This window comes from Cellulomonas fulva (assembly GCF_018531375.1).
In the GTDB taxonomy this organism is placed as follows: Bacteria; Actinomycetota; Actinomycetes; order Actinomycetales; family Cellulomonadaceae; genus Cellulomonas; species Cellulomonas fulva.
Map to the genome: position 1 here is coordinate 531,165 of NZ_JAHBOH010000001.1, position 16,258 is coordinate 547,422.

General features: G+C 73.9%; 18 protein-coding genes. 5 read left to right on the top strand and 13 right to left on the bottom strand.

Annotated elements, in window-relative coordinates:
• Window positions 1–23: 23 nt before the first annotated feature.
• The 5 genes from urtE to urtA all read right to left on the bottom strand — a co-directional run bounded on the left by urtE (window position 24) and on the right by urtA (window position 4,949).
• The gene (gene urtE, locus KIN34_RS02310; RefSeq protein WP_214346129.1) at window positions 24–719 is read right to left on the bottom strand and encodes an urea ABC transporter ATP-binding subunit UrtE; all 696 of its coding nucleotides are present in this window, start codon (window positions 717–719) and stop codon (window positions 24–26) included.
• Complete coding sequence (urtD, locus tag KIN34_RS02315; RefSeq protein ID WP_214346130.1) at window positions 719–1,582, bottom strand: urea ABC transporter ATP-binding protein UrtD; 864 nt, start codon at window positions 1,580–1,582, stop codon at window positions 719–721. The genes urtE and urtD overlap by 1 nt, the downstream gene beginning before the upstream one ends.
• The gene (urtC, locus tag KIN34_RS02320) at window positions 1,579–2,697 is read right to left on the bottom strand and encodes an urea ABC transporter permease subunit UrtC (RefSeq protein WP_214346131.1); all 1,119 of its coding nucleotides are present in this window, start codon (window positions 2,695–2,697) and stop codon (window positions 1,579–1,581) included. Before urtC ends, urtD begins: the two co-directional genes overlap by 4 nt.
• Window positions 2,694–3,578, bottom strand: a complete 885-nt coding sequence (urtB, locus tag KIN34_RS02325) for an urea ABC transporter permease subunit UrtB (RefSeq protein WP_214346133.1) — start codon at window positions 3,576–3,578, stop codon at window positions 2,694–2,696. The genes urtC and urtB overlap by 4 nt, the downstream gene beginning before the upstream one ends.
• Window positions 3,579–3,686: 108 nt before the next feature.
• The gene (gene urtA / locus KIN34_RS02330) at window positions 3,687–4,949 is read right to left on the bottom strand and encodes an urea ABC transporter substrate-binding protein (RefSeq protein WP_214346135.1); all 1,263 of its coding nucleotides are present in this window, start codon (window positions 4,947–4,949) and stop codon (window positions 3,687–3,689) included.
• Between the two features lie 272 nt (window positions 4,950–5,221).
• Here urtA and KIN34_RS02335 point away from each other — a divergent pair, with 272 nt between their 5' ends.
• Entirely contained in the window at window positions 5,222–6,454 is a 1,233-nt protein-coding gene (locus KIN34_RS02335) for a pyridoxal phosphate-dependent aminotransferase (RefSeq protein ID WP_214346137.1), read from the top strand.
• 164 nt (window positions 6,455–6,618) lie between these two features.
• The gene (locus KIN34_RS02340; protein WP_214346139.1) at window positions 6,619–6,771 is read left to right on the top strand and encodes a hypothetical protein; all 153 of its coding nucleotides are present in this window, start codon (window positions 6,619–6,621) and stop codon (window positions 6,769–6,771) included.
• 120 nt (window positions 6,772–6,891) lie between these two features.
• On the opposite strand, the gene KIN34_RS02345 is transcribed toward KIN34_RS02340, so the two are convergent.
• Both KIN34_RS02345 and groL read right to left on the bottom strand, forming a co-directional pair.
• The gene (locus KIN34_RS02345; protein WP_214346141.1) at window positions 6,892–7,836 is read right to left on the bottom strand and encodes a hypothetical protein; all 945 of its coding nucleotides are present in this window, start codon (window positions 7,834–7,836) and stop codon (window positions 6,892–6,894) included.
• Between the two features lie 243 nt (window positions 7,837–8,079).
• Complete coding sequence (gene groL / locus KIN34_RS02350; protein ID WP_214346143.1) at window positions 8,080–9,705, bottom strand: chaperonin GroEL; 1,626 nt, start codon at window positions 9,703–9,705, stop codon at window positions 8,080–8,082.
• 204 nt (window positions 9,706–9,909) lie between these two features.
• On the opposite strand from groL, the gene KIN34_RS02355 reads away from it, so the two are divergent.
• Entirely contained in the window at window positions 9,910–11,337 is a 1,428-nt protein-coding gene (locus tag KIN34_RS02355; protein WP_214346144.1) for a glycoside hydrolase family 15, read from the top strand.
• A 55-nt stretch (window positions 11,338–11,392) separates the two neighbouring features.
• Here KIN34_RS02355 and KIN34_RS02360 read toward each other — a convergent pair whose 3' ends face one another.
• From KIN34_RS02360 to napA, 3 genes are all read right to left on the bottom strand, one after another.
• Window positions 11,393–11,596, bottom strand: coding sequence for a cold-shock protein (locus tag KIN34_RS02360; RefSeq protein WP_214346146.1), 204 nt, complete (start codon window positions 11,594–11,596; stop codon window positions 11,393–11,395).
• A 98-nt stretch (window positions 11,597–11,694) separates the two neighbouring features.
• Window positions 11,695–12,315 carry a LytR C-terminal domain-containing protein gene (locus tag KIN34_RS17255; protein ID WP_214346147.1) on the bottom strand — a complete coding sequence of 207 codons (621 nt, stop codon included), beginning with the start codon at window positions 12,313–12,315 and terminating at the stop codon, window positions 11,695–11,697.
• A gap of 109 nt (window positions 12,316–12,424) precedes the next feature.
• Window positions 12,425–12,763 carry a nucleoid-associated protein NapA gene (gene napA, locus KIN34_RS02370; protein ID WP_372449514.1) on the bottom strand — a complete coding sequence of 113 codons (339 nt, stop codon included), beginning with the start codon at window positions 12,761–12,763 and terminating at the stop codon, window positions 12,425–12,427.
• Window positions 12,764–12,893: 130 nt separating this feature from the next.
• Between napA and KIN34_RS02375 the strand changes: the two genes are divergently transcribed.
• A complete protein-coding gene (locus KIN34_RS02375; protein ID WP_307858249.1) occupies window positions 12,894–13,574 on the top strand; it encodes a uracil-DNA glycosylase in 681 nt (226 codons plus the stop codon).
• A 15-nt stretch (window positions 13,575–13,589) separates the two neighbouring features.
• Here the strand turns inward: KIN34_RS02375 and KIN34_RS02380 are convergent, their stop codons facing one another.
• Genes KIN34_RS02380 through KIN34_RS02390 form a run of 3 tightly spaced genes read right to left on the bottom strand, consistent with a single transcriptional unit; the run spans window position 13,590 to window position 15,282 of the window.
• Entirely contained in the window at window positions 13,590–14,120 is a 531-nt protein-coding gene (locus KIN34_RS02380; RefSeq protein ID WP_214346155.1) for a hypothetical protein, read from the bottom strand.
• A complete protein-coding gene (locus tag KIN34_RS02385) occupies window positions 14,117–14,719 on the bottom strand; it encodes a signal peptidase I (RefSeq protein WP_214346156.1) in 603 nt (200 codons plus the stop codon). The genes KIN34_RS02380 and KIN34_RS02385 overlap by 4 nt, the downstream gene beginning before the upstream one ends.
• Window positions 14,720–14,742: 23 nt before the next feature.
• Window positions 14,743–15,282, bottom strand: coding sequence for a hypothetical protein (locus tag KIN34_RS02390; RefSeq protein WP_214346157.1), 540 nt, complete (start codon window positions 15,280–15,282; stop codon window positions 14,743–14,745).
• A 142-nt stretch (window positions 15,283–15,424) separates the two neighbouring features.
• On the opposite strand from KIN34_RS02390, the gene KIN34_RS02395 reads away from it, so the two are divergent.
• Window positions 15,425–16,255 carry an SGNH/GDSL hydrolase family protein gene (locus KIN34_RS02395; RefSeq protein WP_307858049.1) on the top strand — a complete coding sequence of 277 codons (831 nt, stop codon included), beginning with the start codon at window positions 15,425–15,427 and terminating at the stop codon, window positions 16,253–16,255.
• The last annotated feature ends 3 nt before the right edge of the window (window positions 16,256–16,258 follow it).

Sequence of the window (16,258 nt, forward strand, 5' to 3'; positions counted from 1 at the left end):
CCTCCCGTCCCCCCGCACCCGTCTCACAACGCCATGGCCGCACGGACGTCACCCTCCTGCTCGACCCCGCCGGTGCCCTCGCTCGTGACCCGCCCGGACTCCAGCACGTAGTAGCGCTGGGCGGCGGCGAGGGCGAACCCCACGTGCTGCTCGACGAGCAGGACCGCGAGCCCGCCGCTCGTCGTCAGGCTGGTGATCGCGTCCTCGATCTCCTGGACCACGTTCGGCTGGATGCCCTCGGTCGGCTCGTCGAGGATCAGCACCTTCGGCCCGGTGACGAGCGCACGGGCGATGGCCAGCTGCTGCCGCTGACCGCCGGACAGCAGCCCGGCCCGGCGGCCCAGCAGCTCGCGCAGCGCCGGGAACAGGTCCAGCGACTCGTCGACCCGCCGCCGTCCGGCCGCGCCGGCCCCGTCGGCCACCAGCTGCAGGTTCTCGCGCGCGGTGAGCGTGCCGAAGGACTGCTGGCCCTGCGGCACGTACGCCAGGCCCGCTCGCACGCGCTGGTGCGGCCGCCAGCGCGTCACGTCCGTGCCGTCGAGCCGGACCGTCCCGCTGCGCACCGGCAGCAGGCCCACGGCGGCGCGCAGCAGCGTCGTCTTGCCCGCGCCGTTGTGACCCATCACCGCCGTCACGCTCTCGGTGTCGACCCGCACGTCCACGCCGTGCACCACGGCAGTGCGGCCGTACCCCACGTGCACCCCGGTCAGCTCCAGCATCACTGCACCTCCGTCGTGCCGGCCGCGTGGCCGCGGGCACCCGCGCCCCGGCCCAGGTACACCTCGACGACCTTCGGGTCCGCCTGCACCTCGGCCACCGTCCCCTCCGACAGCACCCGCCCCTGGTGCAGCACCGTGACGGAGGTCGCGAAGCTGCGCAGGAACTCCATGTCGTGCTCCACGACGACGACCGTGCGCTGCTCGCCGATGCGCTGGAGCAGCTGGCCCGTCTGCTCGCGCTCGGCCTGGCTCATGCCGGCGACGGGCTCGTCGAGCAGCAGCAGGCGGGCGTCCTGGACCAGCAGCATCCCGATCTCGAGCCACTGCTTCTGCCCGTGCGCCAGGACCCCGGCGGGGGCATCGGCGAGCGCGGTCAGGCCGATCGTCTCGAGCGCCGCCGCAACCTCGTCGGGCAGGCCCGAGCGGCGCCGCAGCATCGTGAGCGGCCCCCGGCCCGAGCCCGCGGCGATGTCGAGGTTCTGCACCACCGTGAGCTCGTCGAACACGCTCGCCGTCTGGAACGTGCGGCCCACCCCGGCCCGCACGATCGTGTGCGAGGGCCGGCCCACCAGCTCGGTGCCGCCGAACTGCACCGAGCCCGTGCACCGCGTGAGCCCGGTGATCGCGTCCACGATCGTCGTCTTGCCGGCGCCGTTGGGACCGATCAGGAACCGCAGGTCCCCCTGCGTGACCGTCAGGTCGACCCCGTCCACTGCGACGAACCCGTCGAACACGACCCGCAGGCCCCGCACCTCGAGGTAGTCGTGCCGGAACCGGGACCCGGGCGCCGCGATGACGGACTCGAGGGCCTGGGGGTCGAGCTGGAGCTCGGGCGTCACGCCCGTCTCGTCGTGCTGCGTCATGCCGTCCTCCCGGAGGTCGCGGGCTCGGGTGCGGGTTCGTCGGCGGCAGCGGGCTCCCCGGCGGGCTCGTCGGACCGGCGCCCGCGCCACCGCAGGCGCCCCAGCGTCGCGAACCCGTCCGGCAGGAAGGCGACCACGACGACGAACAGCGCGCCCAGGAAGTAGGTCCAGAACGACGGGAACCGCTCGGACAGGCTCGTCTCCGCCCAGGACACCGCGATCGAGCCGATCACCGGGCCGAGCAGCGTGGCGCGGCCGCCGATCGCGACGCCGACCAGGAAGGAGATCGACGGCACCACCCCGACGTCGGCGGGCGAGATGATCCCGACGATCGGCGCGAACAGCGCCCCGCCGATCGCCGCGAAGCCCGCGGCCACCGCGTAGGCGACCACCTTGGTCCGTGCGGGGTCGTAGCCCAGGAACCGCACGCGGTTCTCCTGGTCGCGGACCGCGACCAGGAGCTCGCCGTAGCGCGACCGCATGAGCAGCCGGACGACGAGCACCATCGCCAGCAGCACGCCCGCCGCGACGAAGTAGAGCATCCGCTTGTTCACGGGGTCGGACAGGTCGTACCCGAAGAAGGACCGGAACCCGTTGAGCCCGTTGGTCCCGCCCGTGACCTTCTGCTGGCCGATGAGGAGGATGACGAACGCGGCCGCGAGCGCCTGCGAGAGGATCGCGAAGTACGCGCCGCGCACGCGCCGCGTGAAGACCGCCCAGCCCAGGGCCGCCGCGAGGCCGGCCGGCAGCAGCAGGATCGCCAGGACCGTGACGACCGGGCTGCGGAACGGCTCCCACCAGCCCGGCACCGTGCCGTCGCCGTAGAGCAGCATGAAGTCCGGGACGCCGCCCGGGCCCGCGTCGGCGAGCTTGAGGTGCATCGCCATCAGGTAGCCGCCCAGGCCGAAGAACACGCCCTGGCCGAGCGTCAGCATCCCGCCGCGGCCCCAGGCCAGGCCGATCCCGACCGCGACCATCGCCAGGCAGCAGAACTTCGCGAGCAGGTTGAGCCGGAAGTCGGACAGGACAGCGGGGGCGAGGCCGAACAGCAGCAGCCCGGCGATGCCGACCCCGACGAGCAGGCGGGCGCGCTCGTGGCGCCACAGCGCGCTCATGCCAGGCTCCTGGTCCGGACCGAGACCAGCCCCTGCGGCCGGACCTGGAGGAAGGCCACGATGATGACGAACACCAGCACCTTCGCGATGCTCGCCGTGGTGGAGTACTCGATGCCCGCCTGCAGCAGGCCCAGGGCCGCCGCGGCGATCACCGCTCCCTTGAGCTGGCCGATGCCGCCGACGACCACGACGAGGAACGCGTCGACGATGTAGTTGGTCCCGAGCGTCGGCCCGATGGACCCGAGCAACGTCAGCGCGACGCCCGCGACCCCGGCGACGCCGGACCCGAGGAAGAACGTCAGACGGTCGGTGGCGCGCGTCGAGATGCCCGCAGTCTCGGCGAGGTCGCGGTTCACGACCGTGGCGCGGATCCGCCGGCCGAGCGGCGTGAGCTTCAGCGCCAGGGCCAGGGCGACGACGGCGAGCGTCGCCATCGCGAGGATGAACAGACGCGTCCTGGGCACCCCCACGCCGAGGACCTGCACCGCGCCCGAGAGCCAGGCCGGCGCGCGGACGTCCACGTTCGGGGCGCCGAAGACGTCGCGCGCCGCCTGCTGCAGCACCAGCGCGACACCGAACGTCACCAGCAGGGTGTCCAGCGGGCGGTGGTACATGCGGGAGATCAGCAGGACCTCGAGCAGCAGGCCCAGGAGCCCGCCGACCAGGAACCCGACCACGAGCGAGACCAGGAGCGAGACGCCCGCGTCCGCGATCACCTGCTGCACCACGTACGCGGTGTAGGCGCCGGCCATCATGAACTCGCCGTGCGCCATGTTGATGACGCCCATCTGGCCGAACGTCAGCGCGAGGCCGAGGGCCGCCAGCAGCAGCACCGACCCCAGGCTGAGCCCGGCGAACAGCTGAGAGACCAGGGTTTCCATGCACCCCGTCCTTCCTGCGCCCCTGCGGGCGCGCTCCCCCGCGAGCAGCGGGTGGGGCGGCGGCCCGGCGTCGGAGAGTCGCGCCGGGCCACCGCCGTCAGGGGTGGGTCAGGACAGGCCCTCGGCCCAGTCGTAGCCCTCGAGGAACGGGTCCGGCTCGATCGCGCCGTCGGACGACCACGCGGTGTAGATCAGGCCGTCCTCGGCGATCTTGCCGATCAGGGCGGTCTTGGCGATGTGGTGGTTCTCGCCGTTGACCGTGACGGTGCCCTCCGGGGCGTCGAAGGTGACGCCGTCGGCGTTGTCCTGGATGTCCCCGACCGCGAACGACTCGGCCTTCTCGACCATGCCCTTCCACAGGTAGAGCGAGGTGTAGGCCGCCTCCATCGGGTCGGACGTCACGCGCTCCTCGCCGTACTTGGCCTTGAACGCCGCGACGAACTTCTCGTTCTCGGGGCTCTCGACCGTCTGGTAGTAGTTCCAGGCCGTGAGCTGCCCGACGACGTTGTCGACGCCGATGCCGCCGACCTCCTCCTCGGCGATGGACACCGAGACGACCGGCGTCGTGTCCGCGGCGAGGCCGACGTTCTTGTACTCCTTGAAGAACGCGACGTTGGAGTCGCCGTTGAGCGTGTTGAACACCGCCTCGGCGCCGGACTGCTTGAGCTTGGTGACGATCGTCGAGAAGTCCGTGTGGCCCAGCGGCGCGTACTCCTCGCCGACGATCTCGATGCCGTTGGCCTTCGAGTAGGCGACGATCTCCTTGTTCGCGGTGCGCGGGAACACGTAGTCGGAGCCCACCAGGAACACCTTGGTGACGCCCTGCTCCTTGAGGTAGTCCATCGCGGGGATGATCTGCTGGTTCGTCGTCGCGCCCGTGTAGAAGATGTTCGGCGACGCCTCGAGGCCCTCGTACTGGACCGGGTAGAACAGCAGCGCGTCGTTGTCCTCGAACACCGGGAGCATCGCCTTGCGGGACGACGAGGTCCAGCCGCCGAAGACGGCCGCGACGCAGTCGGACTTGATGAGCTTCTCGGCCTTCTCCGCGAAGACGGTCGGCTCGGACGCGCCGTCCTCCGCCACCACCTCGAGCTGCTTGCCCATCACGCCGCCGGCGGCGTTGATCTCCTCGGCCGCCATGTCCAGCGCGTCCCGGACGGTCTGCTCCGAGATCGCCATGGTGCCGGACAGCGAGTTGAGGAAGCCGATCTTGACCGAGTCGCCGCTGGTGTCGACGCAGGACTCGGCGCCGCCCGTCGGGTCGGCCGCGGTGTCGTCGGTCTTGGCGCCGCACGCGGCGAGCGCGAGCGAGGCGACGAGCGCCCCTGCGGTGAGGGAGAGCGCGCGCGTGGTTCGGGTCGTTCTGGTCACCTGGGAACCCTTTCGGTGGGGCGGAGCTCGGGGTCGAGCTCACGGGGGGAACCGGACGGAGGCCCAGGTACGACGAGGCACCGCGCTGTGTCCCGAGGTGTATACATCCCTGTGCCCATGTCGCAGGACGCTAGGGACCGGGTGTTTCGGACAGCCGCCCCGGTGCGTGAACTCCGTGTTTCCAGGTGGTCCCGATCCGGTCACGCTGCACGTCGTGCCCCCCGCGACGGCCGTCCGCCGTACCTGCTCGTCGTGCTCGATACGCTGCCACCATGTCGTCCACGTCCCGGCGCACGCTCGACCAGTCCGCCAAGCTCCAGCACGTCCTGTACGAGATCCGGGGCGCGACGCTGACCGAGGCGGCACGGCTCGAGGCCGAGGGGCACGCCGTGCTCAAGCTCAACACGGGCAACCCCGCGGCGTTCGGGTTCGAGGCGCCGCACCAGATCGTGCGGGACGTGATCGCCGCCATCCCCACCGCGCACGGCTACTCGGAGTCGCAGGGCATCCTGTCCGCGCGCCGCGCCGTGGTGACGCGCTACGAGACCGAGCCCGGCTTCCCCGAGCTCGACGTCGAGGACGTCTACCTGGGCAACGGCGTCTCCGAGCTGATCACCATGACCATGCAGGCGCTGCTCGACGAGGGCGACGAGGTGCTGATCCCCTCGCCCGACTACCCGCTGTGGACCGCGATGACCTCGCTGTCGGACGGCAGGCCCGTGCACTACCGGTGCGACGAGTCCGCCGGCTGGGCGCCCGACCTCGAGCACCTCGAGTCCCTGATCACGCCGCGCACCAAGGCGCTCGTCGTCATCAACCCCAACAACCCGACCGGTGCCGTGTACCCGCGGGCCGTGCTCGAGGGCCTGGCGGACATCGCCCGGCGCCACAGCCTGCTGGTCCTGTCCGACGAGATCTACGACCGGATCCTGTTCGACGGTGCGACCCACACCCCGATGGCCACCGTCGCCCCCGACCTGCTGTGCCTCACGTTCAACGGGCTGTCCAAGACGTACCGCGTGGCCGGCTACCGCTCCGGCTGGATGGTCATCACCGGTCCGCGCGACCACGCGAAGGGCTTCCTGGAGGGCATCCAGCTGCTCGCGTCGACCCGGCTGTGCGCCAACGTGCCGGCCCAGCACGCGCTGCAGGCCGCGCTCGGCGGGGTGCAGTCGATCGAGGCGCTGATCGCCCCCGGCGGCCGGCTGCACGAGCAGCGGGACATCGCCTGGCGCGGCCTCACGTCGATCCCGGGCGTGACGTGCGTGCGCCCCGACGGCGCCCTGTACCTCTTCCCGCGCCTGGACCCCGAGGTCCACGAGATCCACGACGACGCCCGCCTGGTCTACGACCTCCTGGTCAGCGAGCACATCCTGCTGGTGCAGGGCACGGGCTTCAACTGGCCCGACCCGGACCACCTCCGCATCGTCACCCTCCCCGAGGCCCGGGTCCTGGCGGAGGCGGTCGAACGCCTGGGCAACTTCCTCTCCGGCTACCGCCAGTAACGCCCCCACCCCTCGCCCTCCCCGCCGAGGTCGTCAATCCGGTGCGAGAGCGCGCGTCACACCCGCGTTCTCGCACCGGAGCAACGCGCTCGGGTGCACTGTCCGCGGGCGGAGCATCCGGCCTAGGGTGGGCTCGTCACGCAGGGCGGCGCGGGGAGGACGGGATGAGCGGGTCCGACGAGCAGACCGGGCCGTACGCGGTGCTGCCCGAGCCGATCCGGCTCGACCAGACGAGCACCGGCGTCGAGCCCCCGCCGTTCCCGGAGCCCGAGGCGCTCCGCACCCCGCTGGCGGACATCCCGGCCTACGGCGGCTGAGCTCCCCGACCCGGCGCTTGAGCTCGTCACCCTGGTGCGAGAACGCGCGACGCACCCGCGCTCTCGCGCCGCGGTGACGAGCTCGCGGCGCTGCCGGCTGCGGGTACCGCCGGTCCGAGGTCAGGCGCCGAGGGCCGGGACCGGGCGAGCCGCGGCGACGACCGCGCGCGGGAGCACGCGGCCCAGACGGGCCAGGAGAAGGCGGTCGTCGTCGACGTCCTCCCGCACCACCCGGACCACGCGCCGCCCGGCCTCGACGATCGCGTCGTGCCGTCGCTTCTCCGCCATGAAGGCCCGGCGGTCGTCGTACTTGTCGCGGCCGTCGTACTCCGCGAGCACGCCGAACGTCGGCCAGCCCCAGTCGGTCCAGACCTCGCCCAGGTGCGTCAGCGTCCGCACCTGGGTGTCCGGACGAGGCAGACCCGCCCGCAGCACGACGAACCTGCTCGCCGACTCGTACGCCGACTCCGACCCGTCGTCGCCGAGCGCCGTCACTGCCCGGACCTTGGCGATGTGCCGGGCCCCGGCCGCCGCGAGGACCCGCTCCGCGAGAGCGGACGGCGCCAGCCCGGCGGCGAGCGCGCTGTCGGTGACGACCAGGCCGTCGAGCGGCGGCAGCACAGCGACGCAGTCCAGCACGGTCCGCGCCAGGGACGTCACCCGGACTCCCGCGACCTCCGCGATCTCGGCGCCGTCGATCGCGCTCGTGTGACGCGCGATCCCCCGGTCCCGGTCGCCGCCGGCCCGGCTCGGGTGCAGCAGGTGCACGCGCTCCGGCAGGCGCCAGAGCGTCAGGCCCCACAGCAGCGCGGCAGTCCCGTGCGAGAACACCACCGGCGCCCGTGACCCGTGCGCGACCGCGGCGACCGCCGCCAGTGCCCGACGCCGCGCCACCGCGAACGGGTCACCGCCCTCGACCGGCAGGTAGGCGCCGTGCCCGGCGCGCTCCCAGACTCCGGCCCGCACTTTCGACCGGGCCAACGCGCTCGTCGTGTCGGCCGCGCGGTGCACCAGCGGCAGCCGCTCGACCGGCTGCGGCACGGGTGCCCCTGGTCTGCGCGACATGACCGCAGCATGCCGCCTGCACCCGCCCCACGGGAGACGCCCTGTGGACAGCCGGGAGACACCCGCGCCGCCGATCCGTCGAGCTCGTCGACCGGGGGCGAGAGCGCGGGGCTGGGCCGCGCTCTCGCACCGCACCGACGACCTCGGCGATGTGGTCGGCGGGTGGGGACGGCGAACGGGCCGGTCACCGAGGTGACCGGCCCGTTCGGGTCCTCAGCGGCCGTCAGGCCGCGCGGGGGTGGCTCAGAAGCCGCCGCCGAAGTCCTCGCCACCGCCGGCGGGGACCGCGGGGGCCTTCTCCGGCTTGTCGGCCACGACGGCCTCGGTGGTGAGGAACAGCGCCGCGATGGACGCGGCGTTCTGCAGCGCGGAGCGCGTGACCTTGACCGGGTCGTTGACGCCCGCGGCCAGCAGGTCCTCGTACTCGTTGGTCGCGGCGTTCAGGCCGTGACCGGTCGGCAGGTTGCGGACCTTCTCCGCCACGACGCCGCCCTCGAGACCGGCGTTGACCGCGATCTGCTTGAGCGGGGCCTCGATCGCGAGCTTGACGATCTGCGCACCGGTCGCCTCGTCGCCCGTGAGCTCGAGACCCTCGAACGCCGACTTGCCGGCCTGGATGAGCGCCACACCACCACCGGCGACGATGCCCTCCTCGACGGCCGCCTTCGCGTTGCGCACGGCGTCCTCGATGCGGTGCTTGCGCTCCTTGAGCTCGACCTCGGTGGCCGCGCCCGCCTTGATGACGGCCACGCCGCCGGCGAGCTTGGCGAGGCGCTCCTGCAGCTTCTCGCGGTCGTAGTCCGAGTCCGAGTTCTCGATCTCGGCACGGATCTGCGCCACGCGACCGGCGATCTGCGACGCCTCGCCGGCGCCCTCGACGATCGTGGTCTCGTCCTTGGTGACGACGACCTTGCGCGCCTGGCCGAGGACCTCGAGGCCCACGGTGTCGAGCTTGAGGCCGACGGTCTCCGAGACGACCTGGCCACCGGTGAGGATGGCCATGTCCTGCAGCATCGCCTTGCGGCGGTCGCCGAAGCCCGGCGCCTTGACGGCGATCGAGCGGAAGACGCCCTTGAGCTTGTTCACGACGAGCGTGGCCAGGGCCTCGCCCTCGATGTCCTCGGCGACGATGAAGAGCGGCTTGCCGGACTGGATGACCTTCTCCAGCAGCGGCAGCAGGTCCTTGACGTTCGAGATCTTCGACTCGACGAGCAGGACGTACGCGTCCTCCAGGACGGCCTCCTGGCGCTCCGGGTCGGTGACGAAGTACGCCGACAGGAAGCCCTTGTCGAAGCGCATGCCCTCGGTCAGCTCGAGCTCGAGGCCCAGCGCGCTGGACTCCTCGACCGTGATGACGCCTTCCTTGCCGACCTTGTCGAGCGCCTCGGCGATGAGCTCGCCGATGGCGGTGTCGCCGGCGGAGATGGCGGCCGTGGCGGCGATCTCCTCCTTGGTCTCGACCTCCTTGGCCTGAGCCAGGAGCTGGGCGGTGACGGCGTCGACGGCCTTCTCGATGCCCTTCTTCAGGGCGATCGGGTTGGCGCCGGCCGCGACGTTGCGCAGGCCCTCGCGCACGAGCGCCTGGGCGAGCACGGTGGCGGTGGTGGTGCCGTCGCCCGCGACGTCGTCCGTCTTCTTGGCGACCTCCTTGACGAGCTCCGCGCCGATCTTCTCGTACGGGTCGTCGAGGTCGATCTCCTTGGCGATGGACACGCCGTCGTTGGTGATCGTGGGCGCGCCCCACTTCTTGTCCAGCACGACGTTGCGACCCTTGGGGCCGAGCGTGACCTTCACGGTGTCGGCGAGGACGTTCAGTCCACGCTCGATGCCGCGACGGGCCTCCTCGTTGAAGGCAATGATCTTGGCCATGTGGCGAGCGATCCTTCGTTGGGTTGGGTTCGGCCGACGAGCGCCCGCGACGGACGACGACGAGCCGCGCGGTCTTGTCCCGCTGGCCCGCCGTCTCACCCGGACGGCCTGGGTGGTTCTGTCACTCTCCACCGGAGAGTGCTAAGTCAATGGTTAGCACTCGACCCCCCAGAGTGCAAGGCGCGCGCCCGGTACTGTTCCCCCGTGCCCGGTGACGACGCCCGCACCGCCCGGCGGGTGCGCCGGGCGGCCCTGTGCGCCGCCGTCGCGACGGGCGCGCTCGTCGCCGCCGCGCTCCCCGTCACGTTCCCGGCCGGGGCGTCGCTCGCGGACGCGCGCGCCGCGGCGCCGGAGGGCGCACCGGCCCGGTACGCGACGGTCGAGCTGGACCAGGCGGGAGTCGGCATCGCGCCCGACGGGTCCGTGGTCGAGATCCCCGTGGGCGAGCCGGCGACGTTCCTGCCGGGCACGCGCGTCCTCGACCCGCGCGCCGGCAACTTCGCCGCGGTGCTCGACGGCCGCGAGACCGCGCCCGGGCTCGCCGCGGCCCGGGCGCTCGCCGCCGAGCAGCGCGCCTGGCTCGGCTCGGGCACCGTGCCCGGCGGCGACGGCCCGTACGCGGACCTCGCCCGGACCGCGCTGCTCGACCTGCGCACGCTCGTCCTGCCCGGGGGCGCCGCCGTCGCCGGCTGGTCCCCGTACTGGCGCTACGTCTGGCCGCGCGACGCCGCGTTCGCCGCGGTCGCGCTCGCCCGCACCGGGCACGTCGACGACGCGGTGGCGGTCCTGGGCTTCCTCGCGCGGGCCCAGGAGAGCGACGGCGGCTTCGAGGCGCGCTACCTGCCGGACGGCTCCGGGCCGCCCGACGACCGCGCGCGGCAGACCGACGGCAGGGGCTGGGCCATGTGGGCGGCGGGCGAGGTGCTCGCCGAGCTGCCCGCGGCCGACGCCGGCACGCGCCTCCTGCGGCGCACGGTCGCGCTGGAGCTCGCACCGCTGGTGGCACGGGCGCTGGACGGCACGGTCGCGCTGCTCGGCTCGGACGGGCTCCCGCCCGCGTCGCCCGACTACTGGGAGCGGAGCGAGCACCGGCTCACGCTCGGCACCGCCGCGCCGCTGGTGGCGGGGCTCGAGCAGGCGGCGGACGTCCTCGCCGCCGCGGGCGACGACGAGCGCGCGGCGACCGCGCGGCAGGCAGCGGACGCCGCGCGGACGGCCACGGTCGCGGCGTTCGCGCCCGGGGGCTTCGCGCGGTACGCCGAGGGCGGCAGCCGCGACGCGGCGACGGCGTTCGTCCTCGCCCCGTTCTGGGGGACCCCGGCGCCGGGTGCGCACGACGCGTGGCTCGCCTCCGCGGTCGAGATGCGCCGCCCCCTGGGCCTGGCCCCGGCGGGCGAGTGGCGCGACGACGGCATCACGTGGACCCCGCAGACCTCGCTCTACGCGTGGGTCGCGGCGGAGAACGGCGACGACGAGGCCGCGCGCGCGTGGCTCGACACGATCGCGACCCACCGCACCTCGGTGGGGGCGATCCCCGAGAAGGTGCTCGCCGACGGCAGCCCGGCCGCGGTCGCCCCGCTGTCCTGGAGCTCGGCGAACGTGCTGCTCGCGCTCGACGCCCTGGAGCGCTGACCGGTCCGGTGCCGCCGGGCGGTCCGGTGCCGCCGTGCGGTCCGCGCCGCCGGCGTCAGGCCGGGCGCACCTGCTCGGCCTGCGGGCCCTTGGCGCCCTGACCGAGCTCGAACTCGACCGCCTGACCCTCTTCGAGGGTGCGGTACCCGTCCACCTGGATCGCGCTGAAGTGGACGAACAGGTCCGCCCCGCCGGCGTCCGGCGTGATGAAGCCGTAGCCCTTCTCCGCGTTGAACCACTTGACCGTGCCCTGGGCCATGCGTGCGCTCCCTCTGCCGGGTCCCGCTTCCGGTGCCGCGCCGCTGCGCGGTGCGCCGAGCCTAGTGGGACCGAGGGTCGGGAGGGGAGGCCGGAGGGTCAGGAAGGAAGGGCCTCGGTGAGGACGACGACGATGCCGGAGCCGGCCTGCGCGGCGTCGAGGGTCACGGTCGTGAGCCCCAGCGTCGAGGCGACGAGCTCGGCGGTCCCCGCCTGGTCCTCGGTCGCGTAGTAGACGGTCGAGGTGGCCGGGGCGGTGCCGGAGAAGTTGTCGGCCGTCACGCTCGTGAACCCGGCCTCGGTGAGCTGGCCGGCGCCCGCGCCCGCGAGGCCCTGGATCCCCGCGCCGTTGTAGACGGTCACGGGCGTCGACAGGTCCGCCTCGGCGGTCGGCGTCGTCTCCTCGTCGGCCGGCTCGGACGTCTCGTCGGCAGGCTCGCTGGCCTCGTCGGACGGCTCCTCGCTCGCCCCGCCGGTCGCGGCCGAGGTGGGCGCGCTCGTCGTCGTCGGTGCCGCGGCCGAGCCGTCGTCCGTGCTCTGGTCACGCGACGCGAACGTGACGATCGCGTAGGCGAGCAGCGGCGCGATGACCAGGACCGCCACGAACGGCCACCACCGGCTCCACGCCGAGCGCGGTGCCCGGTGCACCCCACGGGGGGCCGTGGGGTCGGGTGGGGCGTCGAACTCGTCGTCCGGGTACGGGTAGTCGGCCTTGCTCACGGGACGAAGGCTATCCGGCCTGGCAGGGTGCTCCCGCCACGCGGGCCGACGGGCGTGTCAGGCGGCCGTGTCAGGCGGCCGTGTCAGGCGGCCGTGTCAGCCGGAGGGGTCAGCCGTCGACGCCGAGGCGACGCGCGGTGCGGGCGCGCTGGCGCGACGAGCGCATGCGGCGCAGCCGCTTGACCAGCATCGGGTCGTGCGCCAGGGCCGCCGGGTCGTCGATCAGGGCGTTGAGCACCTGGTAGTACCGCGTGGCCGAGAGGTCGAACAGCTCGCGGATCGCCTGCTCCTTGGCGCCGGCGTACTTCCACCACTGCCGCTCGAACGCGAGGATCGCGGCGTCCCGCTCGGTCAGCCCCTCGCCCGCCGTCGCGGCTGCCGGCGTGGCGTCCGGCGCGGTCGACGGACCCAGCGGCGTCGGGAAGGTCGCGGCGGTCATGGCGGCCATCGTAGGCCCGGAACCACACCCGTGTCATTCGCCTCGGCGGGTGGTCGGCGGACGGCCGAGGAGCGTGCGCGAGCGGGTAGGGCGATGTCCCGTGCCGGCCGTACCGGCGCGCAGTAGGGTCCCGGACGTGATCACCTCCACGGCGCCGCTGGACTCGGTGATGGCCCCCGACTGGGCCCGGGCGCTCGACCCCGTGGCCGACCACGTGCACGCGGCCGGCCGGTTCCTGCGCGAGGAGGTCGCGGCGGGCCGCGAGTACCTGCCCGCGCCCGACGCGATCCTGCGGGCGTTCGCGCGGCCGATGGCCGACGTGCGCGTGCTCGTCGTCGGGCAGGACCCCTACCCGACGCCCGGGCACCCGATGGGACTGTCCTTCTCCGTCCAGCCCGACGTGCGGCCGCTGCCGCGCTCGCTCGAGAACATCTTCACCGAGCTCGTCACGGACCTGGGCGTCGAGCGCCCGACGTGCGGCGACCTCACGCCGTGGGCGGACCAGGGCGTGATGCTGCTCAACCGGGTGCTCACGGTGCGTCCCGGGGCGCCGGCGTCGCACCGGGGCAAGGGCTGGGAGGCGGTGACGGACCGCGCGATCGCCGCGCTGGTGGAGCGCGGCGGCCCGCTGGTCGCGATCCTGTGGGGCCGCGACGCGCAGTCCCTCAAGCCCGCGCTGGGCGCCGTGCCGACCGTCGAGTCCGCGCACCCCAGCCCCCTGTCCGCGTACCGCGGCTTCCTGGGCTCGCGCCCGTTCTCGCGCGTCGACGAGCTCCTGGTGGCCCAGGGCGGCACGCCCGTGGACTGGCGCCTGCCCTGAGGCCACGGGTCGGGGTCAGGGCCGGCAGACCGGCGACGACGAGCGCGGGGTGTCGAGCGTGAGGTAGACCCCGGGCGTCTCGCCGAGGTTGGGGGCCAGGACCCCGGTGACGCGCGGCAGCGCGGAGCACGCCGAGGTGACGGTGCCGCCGTTGTTCACCGCGGCGACGCCGGCGCCCGCCCAGGACCAGCTCGGGTCGGCAGGGTCGGGCAGCAGCAGGTCGAACGCGATCCGCTGGTCGGCGCCGATCCCCGGTGCGGAGAAGCTCGCGTAGGCGTGGCCCGCCATCGCGCCCGCGCCCGCCGGCCAGACCTCGACGCGCACGCTGCCGTCCAGGACGGTGCAGGGCGTCGTCGCGTCGACCGAGCCGTCCGCGTCGCGCACGGTGCACGTGCTCGTCGTCGACCAGGAGCCGCCGGTGGCGGTCCCGCTCGCGGACGCGCGGTCGGTCCACGCGGCGCCCGTGACGCCGACGACGCCGGTGCACAGCGCGACCAGCGCGAGCGTCGCGAGCACGAGGAGCCGGGCGCGGGGCCGGCGGCTCATGTCGCCTCCCGCACCGTGGCCCGCGGCCGCGCGCCGGCGGGTGCGGCGGTGCGGGCGTCCGTAGGCTCCGGCGGGGCTGCGGCACGGGCCGCCGAGGGCGCGGTCCGGGGCAGGAGCGTGAGCGCCACCAGGCAGCCGACGGCGACGACGAGCGGCACGGCGACCGCGGGCCGGGTCAGCTCGGCGAGGACGTAGCCGACGCCCGGCACCTGCCAGCGCGGTGTCCAGACCTCGTCTCCGAGCCGGTACACCCCGCCGTCCTCCGCGTCGTTCGCGTCACCCTTCATGCGGACCTCCCACGTGCCGTCCGCGGCGGGCTCGACGGCCACCACGCGATGGGTCACCAGCGCTCCGGTGCCGTCGTTCGGGATCGTCGCGACGTCGCCCACCCGGAGGTCCGCGGTGGGCGACGGGACCGCGACCAGCACGTCGCCGGTCATGATCCCGGGCTCCATCGAGCCCGAGACCACGACGAGCGGCTTGATCCAGCCGAGCTGGGTGGCACCCCAGACGAGCAGGCTCGCGAGGCCGAGGAGGGCGACCAGCGTGAGCGCGAGGTCGCCGGCGCCCCGCAGGACGCGGCGGGCCGTGCTGGGCATGACGAACACTCCTCTCGGACGGGTCAGACGCTGGTCCCGGTGAAGACGATCGACAGCTCCTGCGAGCGCTCCTGGTTGGTGACAGGCCAGTCGTCGGGCACGGTCACCTCGACCGTGACCGTGGCGGTGTCGTCCGCGGCGAACGCTCCCGCGGGCACACCGGACAGGGCCACCTGCGGCGCCCCGTCGAAGCCGGTGCCGGACGCGGCCCAGCGCGCCTCCGCCTCGACCGTCATCGGGACGCTGCCGGCGTTCTTGACGTCGATCTCGAACGAGCGCGAGTCGCCGGGCACCAGGTCCGCGAGCTCCCTCGCCGGGATGGCGATGGCGTCGCCCTCGTCGGCGTCGACGAACTCGCCGCCGAATCCCCTGCCCTGCAGCTCGAAGGACGCGCCCGCGGCCGGCGCGGCGAACCACGCCTGGTCCGTCCAGGCGGCGGAGGTGGCCGCGGCGCCGACCGCGAGGATCGCTCCGCCGGCGAGGGTGATCTTGAGCGCCGCGACCCGCTTGCGGCGACGCTCGTCGGTCCGCTCGTCGAGGTAGGCGGTCTGCGTGGGTGACATGTCGGCCTCCTAGGTCGTCAACGTGTGCGAATGATTCTCATCCGCATACACAAGGTTGCCCCACGAAACAGTCGAAGAGGTGCGACCAAGGTCCCGCGCGACCGTCGGGCGAGCGCGCGGGCGGGCCGGGCACAATGGCTGCGTGCCGCAGACGACCGAGCAGACCGTGCCGTGGACCCGATTCGTCGCCGTGGGCGACTCCTTCACCGAGGGGCTGTGGGACGGCCCCGACGGGGACGCCGGTCCGGAGAACCCGGACGCGCCGCTGCGCGGGTGGGCCGACGTCCTCGCCTCCCAGCTCTCGGCGCGCCGGGTCGCAGCCGGCGACGCCCCGCTCGAGTACGCCAACCTCGCCGTCCGCGGCCGCCTCCTCCGCCCGATCGTCACGCACCAGGTGCCCGCGGCGCTGGGCCTGGGTGCGGACCTGGTGAGCCTGGTCGGGGGCGGGAACGACATCCTGCGGCCCGCCGCGGACGTCGACCGCCTGGCCCGCGAGCTCGAGTCGGCCGTGGTGCGGCTGCGCGCGGCGGGCGTCGACGTCCTGCTCGGCACGGGCGTGGACGCGGCCGGGAGCCCGCTGGTGAAGGCCACGCGGTCCCGCGTCGCGGTCTACAACGCGCACATCTGGTCGATGGCGCGCCGGCACGGCGCGTACGTCGTCGACCTGTGGGGCATGCGCTCGCTCATGGACTGGCGGATGTGGGCCGAGGACCGCATCCACCTGACCACGGACGGGCACGCGCGGGTCGCGCAGGCCGCGCTCGTCGGGCTGGGGCTGGCACCCGACGACGAGCGCTGGGACGACCCGCTCGCGCCGCAGCCACCGACGCCGCGCCTCGAGCAGCTGCGCGGCGACGCCGCCTGGGTGCGCACGCACGTGTACCCGTGGGCCACGCGCCGGCTGCGCGGCCGCTCGTCGGGCGACCAGCGCACCGCGAAGCGTCCCGTCCCCGCGCCGGTCGAGACGGTCTGAGAC

Bases quoted from the DNA above. Each gene is read 5' to 3' on its own strand.
- KIN34_RS02390 (WP_214346157.1), bottom strand. From the start codon at position 15,282: ATGTCACCCACGCAGACCGCCTACCTCGACGAGCGGACCGACGAGCGT.
- KIN34_RS02380 (WP_214346155.1), bottom strand. From the start codon at position 14,120: ATGAGCCGCCGGCCCCGCGCCCGGCTCCTCGTGCTCGCGACGCTCGCG.
- KIN34_RS02335 (WP_214346137.1), top strand. From the start codon at position 5,222: ATGTCGTCCACGTCCCGGCGCACGCTCGACCAGTCCGCCAAGCTCCAG.
- KIN34_RS02345 (WP_214346141.1), bottom strand. From the start codon at position 7,836: ATGTCGCGCAGACCAGGGGCACCCGTGCCGCAGCCGGTCGAGCGGCTG.
- KIN34_RS02340 (WP_214346139.1), top strand. From the start codon at position 6,619: ATGAGCGGGTCCGACGAGCAGACCGGGCCGTACGCGGTGCTGCCCGAG.
- KIN34_RS02360 (WP_214346146.1), bottom strand. From the start codon at position 11,596: ATGGCCCAGGGCACGGTCAAGTGGTTCAACGCGGAGAAGGGCTACGGC.
- napA (WP_372449514.1), bottom strand. From the start codon at position 12,763: ATGGCCGCCATGACCGCCGCGACCTTCCCGACGCCGCTGGGTCCGTCG.
- groL (WP_214346143.1), bottom strand. From the start codon at position 9,705: ATGGCCAAGATCATTGCCTTCAACGAGGAGGCCCGTCGCGGCATCGAG.
- urtB (WP_214346133.1), bottom strand. From the start codon at position 3,578: ATGGAAACCCTGGTCTCTCAGCTGTTCGCCGGGCTCAGCCTGGGGTCG.
- urtD (WP_214346130.1), bottom strand. From the start codon at position 1,582: ATGACGCAGCACGACGAGACGGGCGTGACGCCCGAGCTCCAGCTCGAC.
- KIN34_RS02385 (WP_214346156.1), bottom strand. From the start codon at position 14,719: ATGCCCAGCACGGCCCGCCGCGTCCTGCGGGGCGCCGGCGACCTCGCG.
- urtC (WP_214346131.1), bottom strand. From the start codon at position 2,697: ATGAGCGCGCTGTGGCGCCACGAGCGCGCCCGCCTGCTCGTCGGGGTC.
- urtE (WP_214346129.1), bottom strand. From the start codon at position 719: ATGCTGGAGCTGACCGGGGTGCACGTGGGGTACGGCCGCACTGCCGTG.